General features: G+C 71.0%; 15 protein-coding genes and 2 pseudogenes. 10 read left to right on the top strand and 7 right to left on the bottom strand.

The window, feature by feature from the left end:
- Together G6024_RS09820 and tsaD are read left to right on the top strand one after the other, a co-directional pair.
- A partial coding sequence (locus G6024_RS09820) for a GNAT family N-acetyltransferase (protein ID WP_159148601.1) occupies nucleotides 1-323 on the top strand: 323 nt, incomplete at its 5' end.
- An 8-nt stretch (nucleotides 324-331) separates the two neighbouring features.
- Nucleotides 332-1,357: a tRNA (adenosine(37)-N6)-threonylcarbamoyltransferase complex transferase subunit TsaD gene (gene tsaD / locus G6024_RS09815; protein WP_069389993.1), complete on the top strand. Its 1,026-nt coding sequence runs from the start codon at nucleotides 332-334 to the stop codon at nucleotides 1,355-1,357.
- On the opposite strand, the gene G6024_RS09810 is transcribed toward tsaD, so the two are convergent.
- Together G6024_RS09810 and G6024_RS09805 are read right to left on the bottom strand one after the other, a co-directional pair.
- The gene (locus G6024_RS09810; RefSeq protein ID WP_096905925.1) at nucleotides 1,354-1,728 is read right to left on the bottom strand and encodes a DUF4190 domain-containing protein; all 375 of its coding nucleotides are present in this window, start codon (nucleotides 1,726-1,728) and stop codon (nucleotides 1,354-1,356) included. The genes tsaD and G6024_RS09810 overlap by 4 nt on opposite strands.
- 9 nt (nucleotides 1,729-1,737) lie before the next feature.
- A complete protein-coding gene (locus G6024_RS09805) occupies nucleotides 1,738-2,577 on the bottom strand; it encodes a formate/nitrite transporter family protein (protein WP_069389995.1) in 840 nt (279 codons plus the stop codon).
- A gap of 344 nt (nucleotides 2,578-2,921) precedes the next feature.
- Between G6024_RS09805 and groES the strand changes: the two genes are divergently transcribed.
- The 4 genes from groES to G6024_RS16895 all read left to right on the top strand — a co-directional run bounded on the left by groES (nucleotide 2,922) and on the right by G6024_RS16895 (nucleotide 6,865).
- Nucleotides 2,922-3,215 (top strand): co-chaperone GroES, encoded by a 294-nt coding sequence (gene groES / locus G6024_RS09800; protein ID WP_181694306.1) that lies wholly within the window; start codon nucleotides 2,922-2,924, stop codon nucleotides 3,213-3,215.
- A gap of 122 nt (nucleotides 3,216-3,337) precedes the next feature.
- Nucleotides 3,338-4,960, top strand: coding sequence for a chaperonin GroEL (gene groL / locus G6024_RS09795; RefSeq protein WP_120286222.1), 1,623 nt, complete (start codon nucleotides 3,338-3,340; stop codon nucleotides 4,958-4,960).
- 274 nt (nucleotides 4,961-5,234) lie between these two features.
- A complete protein-coding gene (locus G6024_RS09790; protein ID WP_096905922.1) occupies nucleotides 5,235-5,816 on the top strand; it encodes a sigma-70 family RNA polymerase sigma factor in 582 nt (193 codons plus the stop codon).
- Nucleotides 5,813-6,865 (top strand): anti-sigma-D factor RsdA, encoded by a 1,053-nt coding sequence (locus tag G6024_RS16895; protein WP_268817118.1) that lies wholly within the window; start codon nucleotides 5,813-5,815, stop codon nucleotides 6,863-6,865. Before G6024_RS09790 ends, G6024_RS16895 begins: the two co-directional genes overlap by 4 nt.
- A gap of 112 nt (nucleotides 6,866-6,977) precedes the next feature.
- On the opposite strand, the gene G6024_RS09780 is transcribed toward G6024_RS16895, so the two are convergent.
- Nucleotides 6,978-7,400, bottom strand: a complete 423-nt coding sequence (locus G6024_RS09780) for a DUF5319 domain-containing protein (protein ID WP_069390006.1) — start codon at nucleotides 7,398-7,400, stop codon at nucleotides 6,978-6,980.
- 114 nt (nucleotides 7,401-7,514) lie between these two features.
- Between G6024_RS09780 and guaB the strand changes: the two genes are divergently transcribed.
- The 3 genes and pseudogenes from guaB (at nucleotide 7,515) to G6024_RS09765 (ending at nucleotide 12,081) form a co-directional block, all read left to right on the top strand.
- Nucleotides 7,515-9,050 carry an IMP dehydrogenase gene (guaB, locus tag G6024_RS09775; protein WP_069390000.1) on the top strand — a complete coding sequence of 512 codons (1,536 nt, stop codon included), beginning with the start codon at nucleotides 7,515-7,517 and terminating at the stop codon, nucleotides 9,048-9,050.
- Between the two features lie 6 nt (nucleotides 9,051-9,056).
- A pseudogene (locus tag G6024_RS09770) lies at nucleotides 9,057-10,197 on the top strand (GuaB3 family IMP dehydrogenase-related protein).
- Nucleotides 10,198-10,317: 120 nt separating this feature from the next.
- On the top strand, nucleotides 10,318-12,081 hold the full coding sequence (locus G6024_RS09765) for an FAD-dependent oxidoreductase (protein ID WP_069390002.1): 1,764 nt from the start codon (nucleotides 10,318-10,320) through the stop codon (nucleotides 12,079-12,081).
- 34 nt (nucleotides 12,082-12,115) lie between these two features.
- Here G6024_RS09765 and G6024_RS09760 read toward each other — a convergent pair whose 3' ends face one another.
- Nucleotides 12,116-13,525, bottom strand: a complete 1,410-nt coding sequence (locus G6024_RS09760; protein WP_256385642.1) for a WS/DGAT/MGAT family O-acyltransferase — start codon at nucleotides 13,523-13,525, stop codon at nucleotides 12,116-12,118.
- On the bottom strand, nucleotides 13,522-15,015 hold the full coding sequence (locus G6024_RS09755) for a WS/DGAT/MGAT family O-acyltransferase (RefSeq protein WP_159148599.1): 1,494 nt from the start codon (nucleotides 15,013-15,015) through the stop codon (nucleotides 13,522-13,524). Before G6024_RS09755 ends, G6024_RS09760 begins: the two co-directional genes overlap by 4 nt.
- Nucleotides 15,016-15,137: 122 nt before the next feature.
- Between G6024_RS09755 and guaA the strand changes: the two genes are divergently transcribed.
- Nucleotides 15,138-16,751, top strand: a complete 1,614-nt coding sequence (gene guaA / locus G6024_RS09750; RefSeq protein WP_269502373.1) for a glutamine-hydrolyzing GMP synthase — start codon at nucleotides 15,138-15,140, stop codon at nucleotides 16,749-16,751.
- Nucleotides 16,752-16,988: 237 nt separating this feature from the next.
- On the opposite strand, the gene G6024_RS09745 is transcribed toward guaA, so the two are convergent.
- Nucleotides 16,989-17,348: a hypothetical protein gene (locus G6024_RS09745; protein ID WP_159148598.1), complete on the bottom strand. Its 360-nt coding sequence runs from the start codon at nucleotides 17,346-17,348 to the stop codon at nucleotides 16,989-16,991.
- A pseudogene (locus G6024_RS09740) lies at nucleotides 17,345-18,011 on the bottom strand (cell wall-active antibiotics response protein); the annotation flags it as partial. The gene G6024_RS09745 and the pseudogene G6024_RS09740, both read right to left, overlap by 4 nt.

Here is an 18,011-nt window from a genome sequence, read left to right as displayed (position 1 = left end):
CCGTGCTGGCCGTGCTCGGGCCCGAGGGGGATCGTGAGTACGAGGTGCACACCATCGGGGTCGATCCGGCCCACCAGGGGCGGGGGATCGGGCGCACGCTGCTGCGCCGCATGCTCGACGTGGCGGACGCGGACGCGGCGCCGGTGGTGCTGGACGTGCGGACCGACAACGTCCCGGCCCGCACCCTGTACGAGGCCCACGGGTTCGAGGTGGTGGGGCTGCGTCCCCGGTACTACCGGCCCAGCAGGGCCGACGCGCACCTCATGGTGCGGCCGGCGGGAGCGCGAGGACAGAACGACGGAGGGAAGGTGAGCGACCGGTGAGAACCGTCATGGGGATCGAGAGCTCGTGCGACGAGACGGGGGTCGCCGTCGCGCGCGTGCACGACGACGGCCGCGCCGAGTTGCTGTCCGACGTGGTCGCCTCGTCGATGTCCGAGCACGCCCGGTTCGGCGGGGTCGTCCCGGAGATCGCCTCCCGCGCCCACCTCGAGGCGCTCGTGCCGACCGTTCGCGCCGCCCTCGCCGAGGCGGGGCTGGAGCGGCCGGACGCCGTCGCCGCCACCATCGGACCCGGCCTGTCCGGGGCGCTGCTCGTGGGGTCGTCCGCCGCCAAGGCCTATGCGGCCGCGTGGGGGGCCCCGTTCTACGCCGTCAACCACCTCGTCGGCCACGTCGCCGTCGCGGGCTTCGACGGTGACCCGCTTCCCGAGTGCGTGGCCCTGCTGGTCTCCGGTGGGCACACCCAGCTGCTGCACGTCCGCTCGCTCACCGAGCCGGTCGTCGAACTCGGGTCGACCGTCGACGACGCGGCCGGGGAGGCCTACGACAAGGTGGCCCGGCTGCTCGGCCTGGGGTACCCGGGCGGGCCCGTGATCGATCGGCTCGCGGGCACCGGTGACCCCACGGCGATCGCGTTCCCGCGCGGGATGACCGGACCACGCGACGCCCGGCACGACTTCTCCTTCTCCGGGCTCAAGACCTCGGTCGCCCGACGCATCGAGGCCGCCGAACGCGACGGCGAGCAGCTCGACGTGGCGGACGTCGCGGCCTCGTTCCAGGAGGCGGTGGCCGACGTGCTCACCATGAAGGCTGTCCGGGCCTGCACCGACCTGGGCGTGGACACCCTGCTCGTGGGTGGCGGGGTCGCCGCCAACTCGAGGTTGCGTGACCTCGCCGCGAGCAGGTGTGCCGACGCGGGCCTGACCCTGCGCGTCCCGCGGCCGCGGTTGTGCACCGACAACGGCGCGATGGTGGTGGGGGTCGCCTCCGCGCTCCTCGCCGCGGACGCGGACCCCAGCCCCCTGACCGTGGCGGCCGACCCCGGGCTGCCGGTCGAGGTCACCCAGATCGCCTAGTAGCCGAGGAGTGCCATCCCCACGGTGGTGAACGTGAACGCCATCAGCAGGAACGCGGCGACCGCGGCCAGGCAGAGGTAGCCGATCACGAGGGCGGACACGGCCATCTCCCTTCCGGCCTCGCCGCTGCGGGTGATCTGCCTGAGGGACGTGTGTCCGATCGCGACCACGACGACCGCGACGGCGGCCGGGACCAGCGGCACGAACAGGCCGAGGAACGAGCCGAACACCACGTTCGCGACGGCGATCACGAGGGCGACGACGGCCAGTGTGTTGGTCCCGGGAGGGTGGAACGATCCCGGCGTGCCGTCGGACCCGGTTCGGCGGCGCGGCCCGTCGGGCCGATCCCCTGGCTTCTCGGGTGGGTGCATACGAGGAGGTCACTCCTGGGGTGGGTGGGTGTGGCCCGCCGGTGCCCCGGGGGAGCGGTCGACCCGCGTCCGTTGCGCGAAGTACAGTCCCAACCCCGCGAGGGTGATCCCGCCGATGAAGTTACCGACATGCACCGGGATCTGGTTCCACAGCAGCCAGTCGGCGATGCTCACATCGGCCCCGAGCATCATGCCCGCGGGGATCGTGAAGTGGTTGACGACCGCGTGCTCGTAACCGAGCGCGAAGAACGTGAGGATCGGCAGCCAGATGGCGAGGATCTTGCCCGAGGTGCTCGTGGAGGAGAGCGACATGATCACGCCGAGCGCGACCAGCCAGTTGCACAGCACGGCGCTCAACGTCACCCAACCGAGTCCGGTGACGACGCCGGCCTCCTTGTAGGCCACCGTCTTCTCCACTGCGAGGTCCACCAGGCCCTGGGCCCCGGTGGCGTCGGGTTCGGTCCCCATCCCGGTGAGCACGGAGGTCAGCATCCACGCCGCCGCGAGCCCGCCGACAGTGTGCCCGAGGATCGTCCAGCCGAAGATCCGTAGGCAGTCGCGCGCCCGGATGCGGCCCTCCATCGCGGCCAGCGGGACCAGCCCGTAGGCGCCGGTGACGAGTTCCCAGCCGAGCAGGACGACCATGGTGAGGCCCAGTGGGAAGAGCACGGCGCCGAGGATCGCCACTCCGGTCGCCTCGGTGGCCACGACGGCCAGAAGGGTGGCCGCGCCGAGCAGGTAGACGGCGAGGAAGCCGCGGAGGGCCGGTTGCCACCCCGGGGCGTCGGCTTTCGCCTCCCCGCCCTCGCCTGCGGCGGTGACGATGTCCGGGGGCGCGACTGTGGTCATTTCTGGGCCTCGCTGTACTCGATCGGGATCGGGTCGGGCAGAGGGGGTGGTCCGGTTGATGTCCGTGCGGTGCGGGTGAGCCTACCCGCGGCGCAGGCCCGCGCCGAGCGTTCTCCGATCCCCGTCGGACCCCGATGGCGGCGAACCCGCACGCGGTTTCCTTGAGTGCTGGCACTCGCCTGTGTAGAGTGCCAATAGACACGGAGCTCCGAGGGCGCCACCCGCGACGGTGCACGCGGCAGCCCGGGTCGTACATAAACCACGGGCCGCCTTCCGGCGTCCCGATCTGTCCAACCACACTCCGAGTCGCCCGGCATCCGGGCGGCCACACCCCATACGGGAGGATCATCGTGGCGATCAAGCCGCTTGAGGACAAGATTCTCGTCCAGGCCCTCGAGGCCGAGACCACCACGGCGTCGGGTCTCGTCATCCCGGACACCGCCAAGGAGAAGCCCCAGGAGGGCACCGTCGTCGCGGTCGGCAAGGGCCGCTTCGACGAGGACGGCGACCGCATCCCCATGGACATCAAGGAGGGGGACAAGGTCATCTACTCGAAGTACGGCGGCACCGAGATCAAGTACGAGGGCAAGGAGTACCTGATCCTCTCCTCGCGTGACGTCCTCGCGGTCATCGACTGACGTGAGCTGTTGACCCCCGCCCCGGCGGCGCCGGCCAGAGCCAGGCACCACCGGGGCGGAGGTGTCTCACCCCGCGGTACCCGCCCGTCACGACCACCCACTTCCCTCCAGGAGTTCCATCGATGTCCAAATTGATCGCGTTCGACGAGGAGGCCCGCAAGGGCATGCTCGCCGGTGTCGACGAGCTCGCCGACACCGTCAAGGTCACGCTCGGCCCGAAGGGCCGTCACGTCGTGCTCGCCAAGGCCTTCGGCGGGCCCACCGTCACCAATGACGGTGTCTCCATCGCCCGCGAGATCGAGCTCTCCGAGCCGTTCGCGAACCTCGGCGCACAGCTGGTCAAGAGTGTCGCCACCAAGACCAACGACGTCGCGGGCGACGGCACCACCACCGCCACCGTGCTCGCCCAGGCACTCATCCGCCAGGGGCTGCGCAACGTGGCCGCCGGCTCCAACCCGATGGCGATGGGCAAGGGCATCGAGAAGGCCTCCGCCGCCGTCGTGGAGTTCCTCCGCGCGGCAGCGACACCGGTCTCCGGCTCGGACGCCGTCTCGCAGGTGGCGACCGTCTCGTCGCGTGACCCCGAGATCGGTCGCATGGTCGCCGAGGCCATGGACGCCGTCGGAGTCAACGGCGTCGTGTCCGTCGAGGAGTCCCAGGGGCTGCACACCGAGGTGTCGGTCACCGAGGGCATCGCCTTCGACAAGGGCTTCCTCTCGCCGTACTTCGTCACCGACCCCGACGAGCAGAAGGCCATCCACGAGGACGTGCTGATCCTGATCCACCGGGAGAAGATCAGCTCCCTGCCGGATCTGCTGCCGCTGCTGGAGAAGGTCGCCGAGACCGGCAAGCCGCTGCTCATCATCGCGGAGGACGTCGACGGCGAGGCGCTGTCGACCCTCGTGGTCAACTCGATCCGCAAGACCCTCAAGGTCGTCGCGATCAAGGCGCCGTTCTTCGGCGACCGGCGCAAGGCCTTCCAGGAGGATCTGGCGATCGTCACCAAGGGGCAGGTCATCAGCCCCGACCTGGGCATGAAGCTGTCGGAGTGCGGCCTGGACGTGCTCGGTCAGGCCCGGCGGGTGACCGTGTCCAAGGACGACACGATCATCGTGGACGGTGCCGGCGACCAGGCGGACGTCGACGCCCGCGTCGCGCAGCTGCGCCGCGAGGCCGAGGCCACCGACTCCGACTGGGACCGCGAGAAGCTCGAGGAGCGCGTCGCGAAGCTCGCCGGCGGTGTCGCCGTGATCCGCGTGGGTGCGGCCACCGAGACCGAGTTGACCGAACGCAAGCTCCGCGTCGAGGACGCCGTCAACTCGGCCAAGGCGGCCGTGGAAGAGGGCGTCATCGCCGGCGGTGGCTCCGTGTTGGTCCAGGCGGCCGCGGCACTCGAGCGGCTGGCCGCCGACACCGCCGACGCCGACGAGGCGGTCGGGGTGAACGTGGTCCGCAAGGCGCTGTCCGCCCCGCTGTTCTGGATCGCCGCCAATGCCGGCGAGGACGGCTCCGTCGTGGTGAGCAAGGTCTCCGAGATGGGCCCGCGCGACGGCTTCAACGCCGCCGTGGGGGCGTACGGTGACCTGGTCTCCGCCGGGATCATCGACCCGGTGAAGGTCACCTCCTCCGCCGTGGTCAACGCCTGCTCGGTCGCCCGTATGGTCCTCACGACCGAGACGGCGATCGTCGAGAAGCCCGAGGAGAAGGGCGCCGGCGGCCACTCGCACGCCGGTCACTCGCACTGATCGCGTCCGGCCTCCCGGGCCCCGCTCTCCGCGCCGCGGGGGACGGGGCCCGGCCCCGTTCCGGGCCGGTCACGTGGTCCCGCACGCCCCCCAGCGGTTACGCTTGGCGCTCAGCAGTGGTCCCACGACCCAGGGGTCACACGCCTGTTCTGAGCCCGAGCCGCATCGGCCGCTGACGGGCCGGGACGTGGGATCCGTCGTGACGTGCGTCGCGACCCGAGAGAAAGGCCGTGCCCCGTAACACATCCGTGTAACACGGGGCCCCCGTAATCCGATGACAGGTACAGCAGACGAGTTGGAACTCGCCGTAGCCGAGGCGGTCAAGGGTGACCGCATCGCTGCCACGCGGGTGCTGGAGCTCGTGCGGCCCGGTGTGGTGCGGTATTGCCGTTCCCGCGTCGGCGGCTCGGAGAGGGTCAACCTGTCTGCTGACGATGTCGCCCAGGAGGTTCTGATCGCGGTTCTCTCGGCTCTGCCGGGGTACCGGGACCAGGGACGTCCCTTCATGGCCTTCGTGTACGGGATCGCGGCCCACAAGGTCGCGGACGCCCATCGTGGCGCCGCGCGGAACAAGTCCGACCCCGTGGAGTACCTCCCCGAGGTGCTCTCGACCGACACGGGGCCGGAGGACCACGTCCTCGACGGCGAGGTGTCGAGAGCGGTGAGCCGCCTCCTCGAGACCCTGCCCGAGAAGCAGAGGGAGATCATCCGGCTACGTGTGGTGGTCGGACTCTCCGCGGAGGAGACCGCGGAGATCGTCGACAGTACGGCCGGGGCCGTGCGCGTCGCCCAACACCGGGCGATGAAGCAGCTCCGGGCGAGGATCGAGCAGGACGGAGAGGAGCGATGGCGATGAACGACGAAGTCGATCCCGGCACCCGGGACGATGACGCCTCGCTCCACGTGCATGACGTGGACGGCCACGACGAGGACCGGGTCGACGAGGACCGGGTCGAGGTGGATCGCGACGACGAGCTCCTCGACGCGCTCGGACGCGGCGATCGTCCCGAGGGGGATGAGCCTCTCGTCGCGCTGCTCGCGGACTGGCGCGCCGAGGTGGACTCGGCCGGACTGCCGGAGCTGCCCAGCGACGAGCAGATCGAGGTGGCCCTCGCCCCGAACGTCTCCCGGCTGTGGCCGCGCCGCGGGTGGGTGCGCTCGGGCGAGCACCACCACGGCCAGCGTCCGGCCCTGTGGCAGGCGGTGACCGGCGCTGCCGCAGTGGCGGCCGTGATCGTCGGCGGCCTGTCCGTGGCCGCGCACAGCGCGATGCCGGGCGACCCGCTCTGGGGCGTGTCCAAGACGATGTTCTCCGACCGTGCCGGGAACGTAGAGCTCGTGAGCGATCTCAGCGAGGACCTCGCCGCCGCGGACCTCGCCGCCCGAGAGGGGGACCGGAACGAGGCCGAGCGGCTGCTCGATGAGGTGAGCGCGCGGCTCGACGAGGTCTCCGACGCCTCCGAACGTGTCGAGCTTATGAAGCGTCGGGACGCCATCAAGCGCGATCTCAGTCGGGTCACCCCGAGCGTCGTCCCGTCGCCCGCCCCGGCACCCGCGCCGGCCCCGTCGCCCCCGCCCGCTCCGGGTGTGGCGACTCTCGTTCCCGGCCTCCCCGTGCCGTTGCCGTCCAACCTGGTCCCCCCGCCGCCTCCGGGGATGCCGGTCATCCCGCTCCCGCTCGACGGGCTGCGGATCTCGACCACGCTGCAGATCCCGATCGACACCCAGCGGATCCAGGATTTCCTGTCACCGACGACCGGACGACAGGGTGACGAGGCGGACGATGACCGGGTGGTGCCGGCGCCGACACCGAGCCGCACCACCGTGACCCAGGTCCCGACTCCCACGCAGCCGGCGCCGACCGACTCACAACAGACCTCGCAGTCGGTCCGTCCGACGAACTGACCCCGCGAAACGACTCGATCCCCGCCCCTCTCGGAGGGACGGGGATCGAGTCGTCCGGGCCGGGCCGGGCCGGGCCGAACGGGCGGCACCCGCGCACGGCGACCGCCTCCGTTCAGCGGCGCCAGTTGAGGCGACGGGGGCGCAGGGCGCGGGCGGCGTCCGCGTAACCGCGGCAGTACTCCCAGGTCACGTAGTCGTCCGGGATCGGGTCGAAGGCCGGCTCGTGGGGGAGCAGGGAGCCGTCCTCGAGGAGCTGCATGAGGTTGGCGCGGAGCATGTCCCACTCGTGGTAGTGCTCCTCGGCGCAGTCGTCACACTGGACCGCGACCCCCTTCACCCCGATCGGGGCCAGCAACCGACGGAACTCCGCGAGATCCGCGAGGTCCTCCTCGATCGCGCGCCGCTCGTCCGCGTCGAGCGGGCCCGTGGGCATGTCGTCATCGACGGGGTCGAGCTCGGCCAGCTCCGCGGCCGGATCATCCGGATCGCCGGCGAACGGGTCGGGCGGCATTCCGTGCCGTAGGGGATCGTCCACGACCTCCACCGTACCCGTGACCACGGTCTCACGTGGTCGACGGTTCGAGCCGCGGACCCCGGAACCACTATCCTCGAAAGACAGCACCTAGACGACCCCCCAGGAGGACGGCAGATGAGCGAGTCGAATGGCCCCGTGCGTACCGGCGGCGACGACCCGACCAAGGTCGCGATGGTGGGCCTGACGTTCGACGACGTGCTCCTCCTCCCGGCAGCCTCGGAGGTGGTCCCCAGTGAGGTCGACACCAGTACCCGCCTGACACGGGACATCACCCTGCGGGTGCCGCTGATCTCGTCGGCGATGGACACCGTGACCGAGGCCCGCATGGCCATCGCCATGGCACGGCAGGGCGGGATCGGCGTCCTGCACCGCAACCTCTCCGTGGGGGACCAGGCCGCCCAGGTCGAGACGGTGAAGCGGTCCGAGGCCGGGATGGTGACCGACCCGGTGACCTGCGCGCCCAGCGACACGTTGGCGGAGGTCGACGAGAAGTGCGCCCGCTACCGCATCTCCGGACTGCCGGTGACCGACGAGCGCGGTGAGCTGGTCGGCATCATCACCAACCGCGACATGCGGTTCGAGATGGACAAGTCCCGACGGGTCGACGAGGTCATGACCCGGGCGCCCCTGGTGGTCGCGCGGGAGGGCGTCACCGCGGAGGCGGCGCTCGGCCTGCTGCGCCGACACAAGATCGAGAAGCTGCCGATCGTCGACGGTGACGGGCGACTGACCGGACTCATCACGGTGAAGGACTTCGTCAAGACGGAGAAGCACCCCGACGCCACCAAGGACTCGGACGGCCGGCTGCGCGTGGCCGCCGCCATCGGCACCGGGGAGGACGCCTGGCAGCGTGCCGGGGCCCTCACCGACGCCGGGGTGGACGCCCTGGTGGTCGACACCGCCCACGCCCACAACCGCAACGCCCTCGACATGGTCGCCCGGGTCAAGCGGGAACTCGGCGACCGTGTGCAGGTGATCGGGGGCAACCTCGCCACCCGCGGGGCCGCCCAGGCGATGATCGACGCGGGCGCGGACGCCATCAAGGTGGGCATCGGCCCCGGGTCCATCTGCACCACCCGGGTGGTCGCGGGCGTGGGTGCCCCCCAGATCACCGCGATCCTCGAGGCCTCGGTCGCCGCGCACGCCGCGGGCATCCCCGTCATCGCCGACGGCGGTATGCAGTACTCCGGTGACGTGGCCAAGTCGATCGCCGCCGGCGCCTCGGCCTGCATGTTCGGGTCCCTGCTCGCGGGGTGCACCGAATCGCCGGGTGAGCTGATCTTCGTGGACGGCAAGCAGTACAAGGTCTACCGCGGCATGGGTTCGCTGGGCGCGATGCGTGGGCGCGGCAAGCCCGGGCAGGAGAAGTCGTTCTCCAAGGACCGGTACTTCCAGGACGATGTGCTGTCCGAGGAGAAGCTGGTGCCCGAGGGCATCGAGGGGCGGGTCCCGTATCGGGGAGACGTCGGTCAGGTACTCCACCAGCTCGCCGGCGGGCTGCGCGCAGGCATGGGCTACACCGGAGCCGCCACCATCCCGGAGATGCACCGTGCCCAGTTCGTCCAGATCACGGCCGCGGGGCTCAGGGAGAGCCATCCGCACGCGATCCAGATGACGGTCGAGGCCCCCAACTACAACGTCAAGGACTGAAGTCGCGTGCGCAATGTCGTGGAGATCGGCCTGGGTCGCGAGGCCCGTCGGATGTTCGGGCTGGGCGAGGTCGACATCGTCCCCTCCCGCCGGACCCGCAGCTCCAAGGAGGTGTCCACCTCCTGGCAGATCGACGCCTACCAGATGGACATCCCGGTGATGACACACCCGACCGACGCGGTGGTCTCCCCGGACTCGGCGGTGGAGTTCTCCAAGCTCGGTGGTCTGGCCGTGCTCAACGGAGAGGGACTGTGGGCCCGTCACGCCGATCCCGGTGCCGTGATCGCCGAGCTGCGGGAGCTCGCGCTGGATGACGTGACCGGACACCGGGCCGTGGCGCGACTGCAGAAGCTGCACCGTGCCCCGATCGACCGCGAGCTCCTCGCCGCCGCGGTTCACCGCATCCGCGACGAGGGCGCGACCGTGGCGGTGCGGGTCTCACCGCAGCACGCGCGCGAGCTCACCCCGGGGGCTCGTCGCGGCGGGGATCGACCTGCTGGTGGTGCAGGGCACGATCATCTCGGCGGAGCACGTCAGCGGTGAGGACGCCCCGCTCGACCTCAAGGAGTTCATCGGTGGCCTCGATGTCCCGGTGATCGCCGGCGGCGTCGTCGACTACAAGACCGCCCTGCACCTCATGCGCACGGGCGCCGCCGGTGTGATCGTGGGATACGGCGGGGTCGACGGCATCACCACCACCGGCCAGGTGCTGGGTATGGAGGTCCACATGGCCACCGCGATCGCCGACGCGGCCGCAGCCCGGCGGGACTACCTCGACGAGACCGGAGGCCGCTACGTGCACGTGCTGGCCGACGGCGACATCTACACCTCCGGTGACATCGCCCGCGCCGTGGCGTGCGGCGCCGACGCGGTGGTCCTGGGTCCGCTGCTCGCCGGCTCGCTGGAGTCCCCGGGCCGCGGTGTCTACTGGGACGCGGTGTCCGCCCACCCCAAGGTGCCGCGCGGGCATGTGTCCGAGGTGGAGGACGAGACGGCCCTGGCGCCACTGGAAGAGGTCCTCGAGGGGCCCACCAGCGTCCCCGACGGCACCCGCAACCTCATGGGCGGACTGCGTCGCGCGATGGCGAAGTGCGGCTACTCCGATGTCAAGGGTTTCCAGAAGGTGGACCTGTCCGTCCGGCCCTGACCGCCCGACCATGGGTCGGACGCATCCACACTCTGGACAAACCGGGGCCTACTGTCCGGTAGGTTCGATGGTGCTCGGGTACTGTGATGCCCACCATCGACCACTCCTGGGAGTTGCACCATGACGCCGCACGCACCATCGACCCCGACCGACGCCCCCACCACGCCGACGGACACGGATGTCGTCGTCATCGGATCCGGTTTCGGGGGCAGCGTGACGGCCCTGCGGCTGTCGGAGAAGGGGTACCGCGTCACGGTCATCGAGGCGGGTCGCCGCTTCGAGGACGCGGACCTGCCCAAGACGTCCTGGCGACTCCACCGGTACGTGTGGGCGCCCAAGCTCAAGCTGTTCGGGATCCAGCGCGTCCACATGATGCGTGACGTGATGATCCTCGCGGGCGCGGGCGTGGGCGGCGGCTCCCTCAACTACGCCAACACCCTGTACAAGCCGACCGGCCAGTTCTTCAAGGACCGGCAGTGGGGCCACATCACGGACTGGGAGTCCGAACTCTCCCCGTTCTACGACCAGGGCCGCCGCATGCTGGGCGTGGTCACCAACCCCACGCACACCCACTCGGACGAGGTCATGAAGAAGGTGGCCCGCGACATGGGCGCCGAGGACACCTTCGTCTACACCCCGGTCGGCGTGTTCTTCGGCGAGAAGACCGGCGGTCAGGGCAAGCCCGGCGAGCTCGTCCCCGATCCGTACTTCGGCGGGGTGGGGCCGGACCGCAACGCGTGCATCGAGTGCGGCGAGTGCATGACCGGCTGCCGGCACAACGCCAAGAACACGCTGATGAAGAACTACCTCGCCCTCGCCGAGCGCGCGGGCGCCCGCATCCTGGACCGGACCACGGTCAGCGACCTGCGCGAGCGCGGCGACGGCACGTGGGAGATCACCCTCGAGCGGACGGGCGCCTGGACGCGTCGCGGCAAGCGCACCACCACGGTGACCGCCGGTCAGGTCGTCGTGGCGGCCGGCACCTGGGGAACCCAGCACCTGCTCCACTACGCCAAGGACTCCGGGTCCCTTCCCAAGCTGTCGGATGCGATCGGTCGGCTCACCCGCACCAATTCCGAGGCGATCCTCGGGGCGATGCGACCGAACTACAAGCCGGAGCAGGACTTCTCCGAGGGTGTGGCCATCACGTCGTCGTTCCATCCCCGCCCCGACACCCACATCGAACCGGTCCGGTACGGCAAGGGCTCCAACGCCATCGCCATCCTGCAGACCCTGCTGACGGACGGCGACGGGCCGCTCCCGCGGTGGCGCACCCTGCTGAACGAGGTCCGGCGCGAGCCGGCCATGTTCATGCAGCTGTTCTACCTGCGCCGCTGGAGCCAGCGTTCGGTGATCGCGCTCGTGATGCAGAACCTGGACAACTCGCTGCAGACCTACGTCAAGCGCTTCGGTCCGTTCAGGTACGTCACCAGCAAGCAGGGTCACGGGGAGCCCAACCCCACCTGGATCCCCGCCGGAAACGAGGCCACCCGCAAGATCGCCGAGGAGATCGGCGGCCTGCCCGGGGGCACGTGGGGCGAGATCGCGAACATCCCGCTCACCGCCCACTTCCTGGGCGGCTGCGTGATCTCGGATTCGCCCGAGACCGGGGTCGTGGACCCGTACCACCGCGTGTGGAACTACCCGACGATGCACATCGTGGACGGATCGGCGATCTCCGCGAACCTCGGTGTCAACCCGGCGCTCAGCATCACCGCCCAGGCCGAGCGGGCCATGTCGCTGTGGCCCAACAAGGGTGAGGCCGACCAGCGCCCGGCCCAGGGCGAGGACTACCGGCGCCTGTCGCCGGTCCCGCCCGTGTCGCCGATGGTCCCGGAGGCCGCGCCGGGAGCCCTGCGGCTGCCGATCGTCCAGGTCAGCTGACGGTCTACCCGTGGTCAGGAGGCGGTGAGCCCGGTCAGGGGGCGGTGAGCTCGAGCAACTCGTCGAGCGCCGCCGTGATCCCGCGGGCCACCGCGTCCGGGTCCGGCACCAGGTGTTCGCACGAGATCACCCCCAGGTCGAGCCGCCCGTCGGTCGACAGGCTTGTCACGGACAGCCCCGCACCGTGGAGCAGCGGGCCGAAGGGGTGCATGTGGGTGATCCGCGCGCCGAGGAAGTAGAGGGCGTGACGGGGGCCGGGCACGTTCGAGACGATGAGGTTGTAGATCACCGGGTGGACGTCGGCGAGTCTCAGCGCCTCGTACGCCCGCATGCCCATGTCGAGTAGCCGACGGGGGCCCATGCGGGCCCAGTTGTCCAGGAGCGCCGGTCGGATGCTCGCGGCCTGGCGCTTCGTGGTCTCCGCTGCGGCGGAGATCCGCTCGTACCGTTCGACCGGGTCGGCCACATCCGTGGCCAGGGAGGCGAACATGGCCGACACCTGGTTGGCGCCACCGGTGGCCAGATCGTCTCGGGTGGACATGGGGACGATCGCCACCATGGAGGAGGCGGGGGCGTCTCCGTGGGCCTCGAGGTAGGACCTCACAGCACCGCCGACCACGGTGAGGAGGACGTCGTTGACGGTGCCGCCGAGGCGGGCGGTGACGAGCTTGACGGACGCCAGGTCGAGTGATGCGGTGGCCACGGCGCGGTGCGGGGTGAGCGAGTGGTTGAAGAGGGTCCGCGGCGCCGTGAACGGGGCCGGCATGGATTCCCCGTGGCCGGCCCGGCCGCGGGCGCGTCTCATGGCCGCGGGGACCGACAGCGTCTCGGGGAGCAGACGGAGGAGGGCCAGGGGCCGGCCCAGCACGTCGCGGGCGCCACCGGCGATCAGTTGCAGGGTGTTGGCCCGTCCGACGTGCGTGCGCACGAGCGCGGGATCCTGGTCGGGCGTGGTGGCGTCCGTCGCGGCGAGGGCGGAGAGCAACTCGGCGCCCAGCATCCCGTCGATCACCGAGTGGTGGACCCGGCAGAACGCGCTGACGGTCGGCGCGTGCGGGTCACCCCGTTCGATGATCCAGACCTGCCACAGCGGGTGGGCGCGGTCCGGCGGGGTGGAGGCGAGTCGACCGCACGTCTCCAGCAGCTCGTCCTCGGTGCCGGCCGGCCCGAGTGCGATCCGGCGTAGGTGGTGGGTGATGTCGAAGTCGAAGTCCTCGACCCACGCCGGGTGGCCGGGGTTCCACGGTGAGTCGTGGACCTTGCGGCGGAACGGGGGGACGGCCTTGACCCGGCGGGCGAGCCCGGATCGGAGGCGTTCGAACGAGTAGCCCTCCTCGATGGTGGTCACGTCGAGGTGGACCAGGCCGTTGATCACCATCACCTGCTCGGGGGTCTCGAGGTAGAGGAAGCTCGCGTCGAGCCCTTCATCCGTTCCACGTGTCAGCCCTCCCCGGCGGCCGCCGACCGCGCCGCCTCCCGGGTGAGTTCCAGCAGCCGGGCCATCGCCTCCCGGATCCCGGTGGCGAGCAGGTCGGGGTCGGGGGCGAGGTGCTCGCAGGCGTTGATCCCCACGTCGAGTCGACCGCCCATGGACATGGCGGTGACCGAGAGTCCGGAACCGTGCATGAGGGGCCCGAGCGGGTAGACGTGGGTCACCCGGCATCCGAGGAAGTCCAGTCCCTGACGGGGCCCGGGGATGTTCGACACGACGAGGTTGTGCACGACCGGGTGCAGGTCCGCCAGGTGGAAGTCGCCGTAGATCCGCATCAACATCTGCAGGGTCCTGGCGGGGGCGAGCGTGGCGACGTCCTGGATGAGGTCCGGCCGCATGCCGTTCTTCGACTGCTTCTTGCCCCGGTTGGTGCGGGCGGAGATGGCGCGAAGGCGCTCGAGCGGGTCCGCGATGTCGGTCCCCAGGGACGCGAACAGGACCGTCACGCGGTTGTTGCCCCGGGAGCCCTCGGCGTCGCGGGTGGAGACGGGGACCACGGCGACGAGCGACGTGTCGGGCAGGTCGTCGTGGGAGCGCAGGTACCGCCGCAGCGCGCCGCCCATCACCGCCAGGAACACGTCGTTGACGGTCACGCCGAAGGCGTCCTTGATCTCGCTGATCTCGCCGAGGTCGAGTGAGGCACCCCAGACCGCCCGGTGGGGGGTGATGGTGGCGTTGAAGCGGGTGCGGGGCGCGGTGAACGGTGCCGCCCTGGGGACGACGACGAGGTCGTCCGTGGCGTCGGCCGTGCCCGTCTCCTCCGGGGCCGGATCGTCCGACTTCTTCCTGGCCGCCGTGGCCCTGCGCAGTGTGAAGGCGAGCGCGGCGACCTCGGGTACCAGCCGGGCCAGGGTCAGCGGGCGACGTACGGAGAAATCCCACCACCCGCCGGCGAAGAGCCGGATGGGGTTGGCGTTGCCCGCCTCGACGCGGACCATGTCGAGGTCGCGGGCGGAGGGCTGCTCTCCGGCGGAGGCGAACTTGCGCAGGATGTTCGCGCCGTTGGCCCCGTCGAGGATGGCGTGTTGAGCCCGGAAGTACACGACGATGGTGTCCGGTTCGGTGAGCCGCTCGAGGACCCACATCTCCCACAGGGGGCGTGACCTGTCCAGCGGGCGGCTGCCGAGCGTGCCGCACATCTCGAACACCGCGCGGTCGTCACCGGGGTGGTCCACGTCGACGCGGCGGACGTGTGCGGTGATGTCGAGGTCGTATTCCTCGACCCAGGCGGGGTGGCCGAGGTTGAGCGGGGAGTCGTAGATCTTGCGGCGGAGTTCGGGCAGTTCCTTGATCCGGCGGCCGAGCTCGGTCCGGAGCCATTCGAAGGAGTACCCGACCTCGAGGCCGGAGACGTCGACGAAGAGGATCCCACCCACCACGAGGGGTTGCTGGGCGGTTTCCATGTACAGCAGGCTCGCGTCGAAACCGGTCATTCGCTCCATCGATGCGCTCCAGCTCTCTCGGTCCGGGGCCGGCCGGGGTCGTGGTGGGGTTCATTGTGAACCCCGGCACGGGGGATGTGGCCGAGTTCGGCGGATGGGCCGCGGGGCCTAGACTCGACCCCGTGGCCGAGAACGCACAGACCGACTCCCAGATCGCCGCCGAGGCGGTGGCGCCCCGCCCGGTACTCGTGGTGGACTTCGGCGCCCAGTACGCGCAGCTCATCGCGCGCCGCGTGCGCGAGGCGCGCATCTACTCCGAGGTGATCCCGCACACCGCGACGATCGAGGAGATCCGCGCCAAGGATCCCGTCGCCCTGGTGTTGTCCGGCGGACCAGCGAGCGTGTACGCCGAGGACGCGCCCTCGCTCGACCCGGCGGTGTTCGATCTGGGTCTGCCGGTGTTCGGCATCTGTTACGGCTTCCAGGCGATGGCCGGTGCCCTCGGCGGCGAGGTCGCGCACACGGGTAGCCGCGAGTACGGCCGCACCGACGTGAGCGTGTCAGGCGGCCTCCTGCACGCCGGCCTGCCGGAGCACCACCCGGTGTGGATGAGCCACGGGGACGCGGTCACGGCCGCGCCCGAGGGGTTCACCGTCACCGCGTCGTCGTCCGGTGCCCCGGTCGCCGCGTTCGAGTGCACCGAGCGGCGCATGGCCGGAGTGCAGTACCACCCGGAGGTCCTGCATTCGCCGCACGGCCAGCAGGTGCTGAGCCGCTTCCTCACCGAGGTGGCGGGGCTCGAGCCGACGTGGACCGCGTCGAACATCGCCGACCAGCTGGTGGAGGCCGTCCGCGAGCAGATCGGCGACGGCCACGCGATCTGCGGCCTGTCGGGCGGCGTCGACTCGGCCGTCGCGGCCGCCCTGGTCCAGCGTGCGATCGGGGACCGCCTCACGTGTGTGTTCGTCGACCACGGACTGTTGCGTGCGGGCGAGCGTGAGCAGGTCGAGAACGACTTCGTGGCCGCCACCGGTGCCCGCCTCATCACGCTGGACGACTCCGATGTCTTCCTCGGGCACCTCGCCGATGTCACCGACCCGGAGACCAAGCGCAAGATCATCGGCCGCGAGTTCATCCGGTCCTTCGAGCGGGCGGTGACGCAGGCGCTCGAACTCCAGGGTTCCGGTGAGGCCGCCGCCTCTTCCGTCGACTTCCTCGTCCAGGGCACCCTCTACCCGGACGTCGTCGAGTCCGGTGGCGGAGCGGGTACGGCCAACATCAAGAGCCACCACAATGTCGGCGGACTGCCGGACGATGTGGAGTTCACGCTCGTCGAGCCACTGCGGTTGCTGTTCAAGGACGAGGTCCGCGCCGTGGGCCGTGAGCTCGGTCTGCCCGAGGCGATCGTCGGCCGCCACCCGTTCCCCGGTCCGGGCCTGGCGATCCGCATCGTCGGCGCCGTGGACCGCGACCGACTGGAGACCCTGCGCGCGGCGGACGCGATCGTGCGCGAGGAGATGACCGCGGCGGGCCTGGACTCCACGGTGTGGCAGTGCCCGGTGGTCCTGCTGGCCGATGTCCGGTCGGTGGGCGTGCAGGGCGACGGCCGGACGTACGGTCATCCGATCGTGCTGCGGCCGGTGAGTTCCGAGGACGCCATGACCGCCGACTGGACGCGCGTGCCGTACGAGACGCTGGCGCTGATCTCCAACCGCATCACCAACGAGGTCCCGGACGTCAACCGGGTCGTGCTGGACGTGACGAGCAAGCCGCCGGGCACCATCGAGTGGGAGTGAGCCGCCCCCGCACGCCCACACCACCCCACCGCCCCCACCGCCCGGGCATCCGCTCCCGCGCCTGAACTCTCGCTCGCGCGCCTGTACGTTCCGGATACAGCCGCCCCCCGCGATGGCGTCTGGCCTGCCCCGCGGCTCACGCGAGACGCCTTCGCGGCGGGCGGCTGTCCACGCCGCCGACGAATTCGGGGCCGATGGATGGCGCAGGGGCCGTGCGCTGCGTATCGCGGCCGGGCGTCAGCGGCGGATGACCATCATCAGTCCCACGAGTACCGCCAGGACGAGTCCCGCGGCCAGCAACGCCGTCGGGGCGATCGCGGGCGCTCCCAGGATCGCCCACACCGCCACTCCCAGCGAGGTCACGCCGGCCAGGGCGAGCACCGGCGATCCGAACCGCCGGTGCTCCACCACCTCGACGGCGCCGGCCGGGGTGGTCGCGGGCTCGGGGGAGACCCCGAATCCGAGCGGTTCGGGTGTCGGGTATCCGGTGCCGTAGGGCAGCGGGTCGTACAGCTGCGGGTCGAACCGCGGCGACTGGTCGGGCGGGGCTCCCGCGGTGGAGTGGTGGCGGTCGTCTGCGGGCGTGTTCGTATTCATCGGGTGACCTTCACGCTTCCCATCTCGGTGGTGATGTCCAGGGTCAGGATTGGCCCGTCGGTGTCGGCGGGCGGGTCGGGGCAGTCGACGGAGCCGATGTCGGTCCGGCAGTCGGCCTGCACGGCGAGCCCGTCGGGCAGCAGCACCCGCACCTCACCGACCTGGTTGGTGATGCTGTAGCTGCGGTCGCGGTCCAGGTCGAGCTCGCGCATGTCGACGGTGACGGTGCCGACGTCGTGGGTGACCGGCGTGTCCAGTTGGGCGGGGGAGGTGATCTCCACCCGCTCGTCGCCGATGGTCTCCCAGCCACCCGCGGGGACCTGGACCGACAGGGCGAGCAGCACGAACCCGACGAGTGGTCCGGCCACCACGAGCAGCCCGTACCCGCGGCGGGTGACGGCGCCGACGAGCAGCCCGCCGGCCACCACCGCCAGGGCGATCGCGGCGATGCGCGTGGTGTCGAGCCAGGTGAATCCGCCCAGCGTCGACAACCCGGTGGCGACCGCGGTCGCGATGAGTGCCAGGCCGAGCGTGACCTTGGTCAGCCGCGACCGGGGCCGGGTCGGTTCGACCGGGGCGGGGGCGAGGCCGGGTTCGGGCAGGTCCCACGCGAACGGGGCGGCGCCGAGCGGATCCCACGAGGGCGGCACAGGGGGCCCGAAG

It is taken from the genome of Dietzia maris, from assembly GCF_014144855.1.
Lineage (GTDB): Bacteria > Actinomycetota > Actinomycetes > Mycobacteriales > Mycobacteriaceae > Dietzia > Dietzia kunjamensis.
The sequence above is the reverse complement of the archived record's forward strand: the minus strand, read 5'-3'. Positions and strand labels throughout refer to the sequence as shown.

Bases quoted from the DNA above. Each gene is read 5' to 3' on its own strand.
- G6024_RS09765 (WP_069390002.1), top strand. From the start codon at position 10,318: ATGACGCCGCACGCACCATCGACCCCGACCGACGCCCCCACCACGCCG.
- guaB (WP_069390000.1), top strand. From the start codon at position 7,515: ATGAGCGAGTCGAATGGCCCCGTGCGTACCGGCGGCGACGACCCGACC.
- G6024_RS09810 (WP_096905925.1), bottom strand. From the start codon at position 1,728: ATGCACCCACCCGAGAAGCCAGGGGATCGGCCCGACGGGCCGCGCCGC.
- tsaD (WP_069389993.1), top strand. From the start codon at position 332: ATGGGGATCGAGAGCTCGTGCGACGAGACGGGGGTCGCCGTCGCGCGC.
- G6024_RS09745 (WP_159148598.1), bottom strand. From the start codon at position 17,348: ATGAATACGAACACGCCCGCAGACGACCGCCACCACTCCACCGCGGGA.
- G6024_RS09805 (WP_069389995.1), bottom strand. From the start codon at position 2,577: ATGACCACAGTCGCGCCCCCGGACATCGTCACCGCCGCAGGCGAGGGC.
- groL (WP_120286222.1), top strand. From the start codon at position 3,338: ATGTCCAAATTGATCGCGTTCGACGAGGAGGCCCGCAAGGGCATGCTC.
- G6024_RS16895 (WP_268817118.1), top strand. From the start codon at position 5,813: ATGAACGACGAAGTCGATCCCGGCACCCGGGACGATGACGCCTCGCTC.
- G6024_RS09755 (WP_159148599.1), bottom strand. From the start codon at position 15,015: ATGGAGCGAATGACCGGTTTCGACGCGAGCCTGCTGTACATGGAAACC.
- G6024_RS09790 (WP_096905922.1), top strand. From the start codon at position 5,235: ATGACAGGTACAGCAGACGAGTTGGAACTCGCCGTAGCCGAGGCGGTC.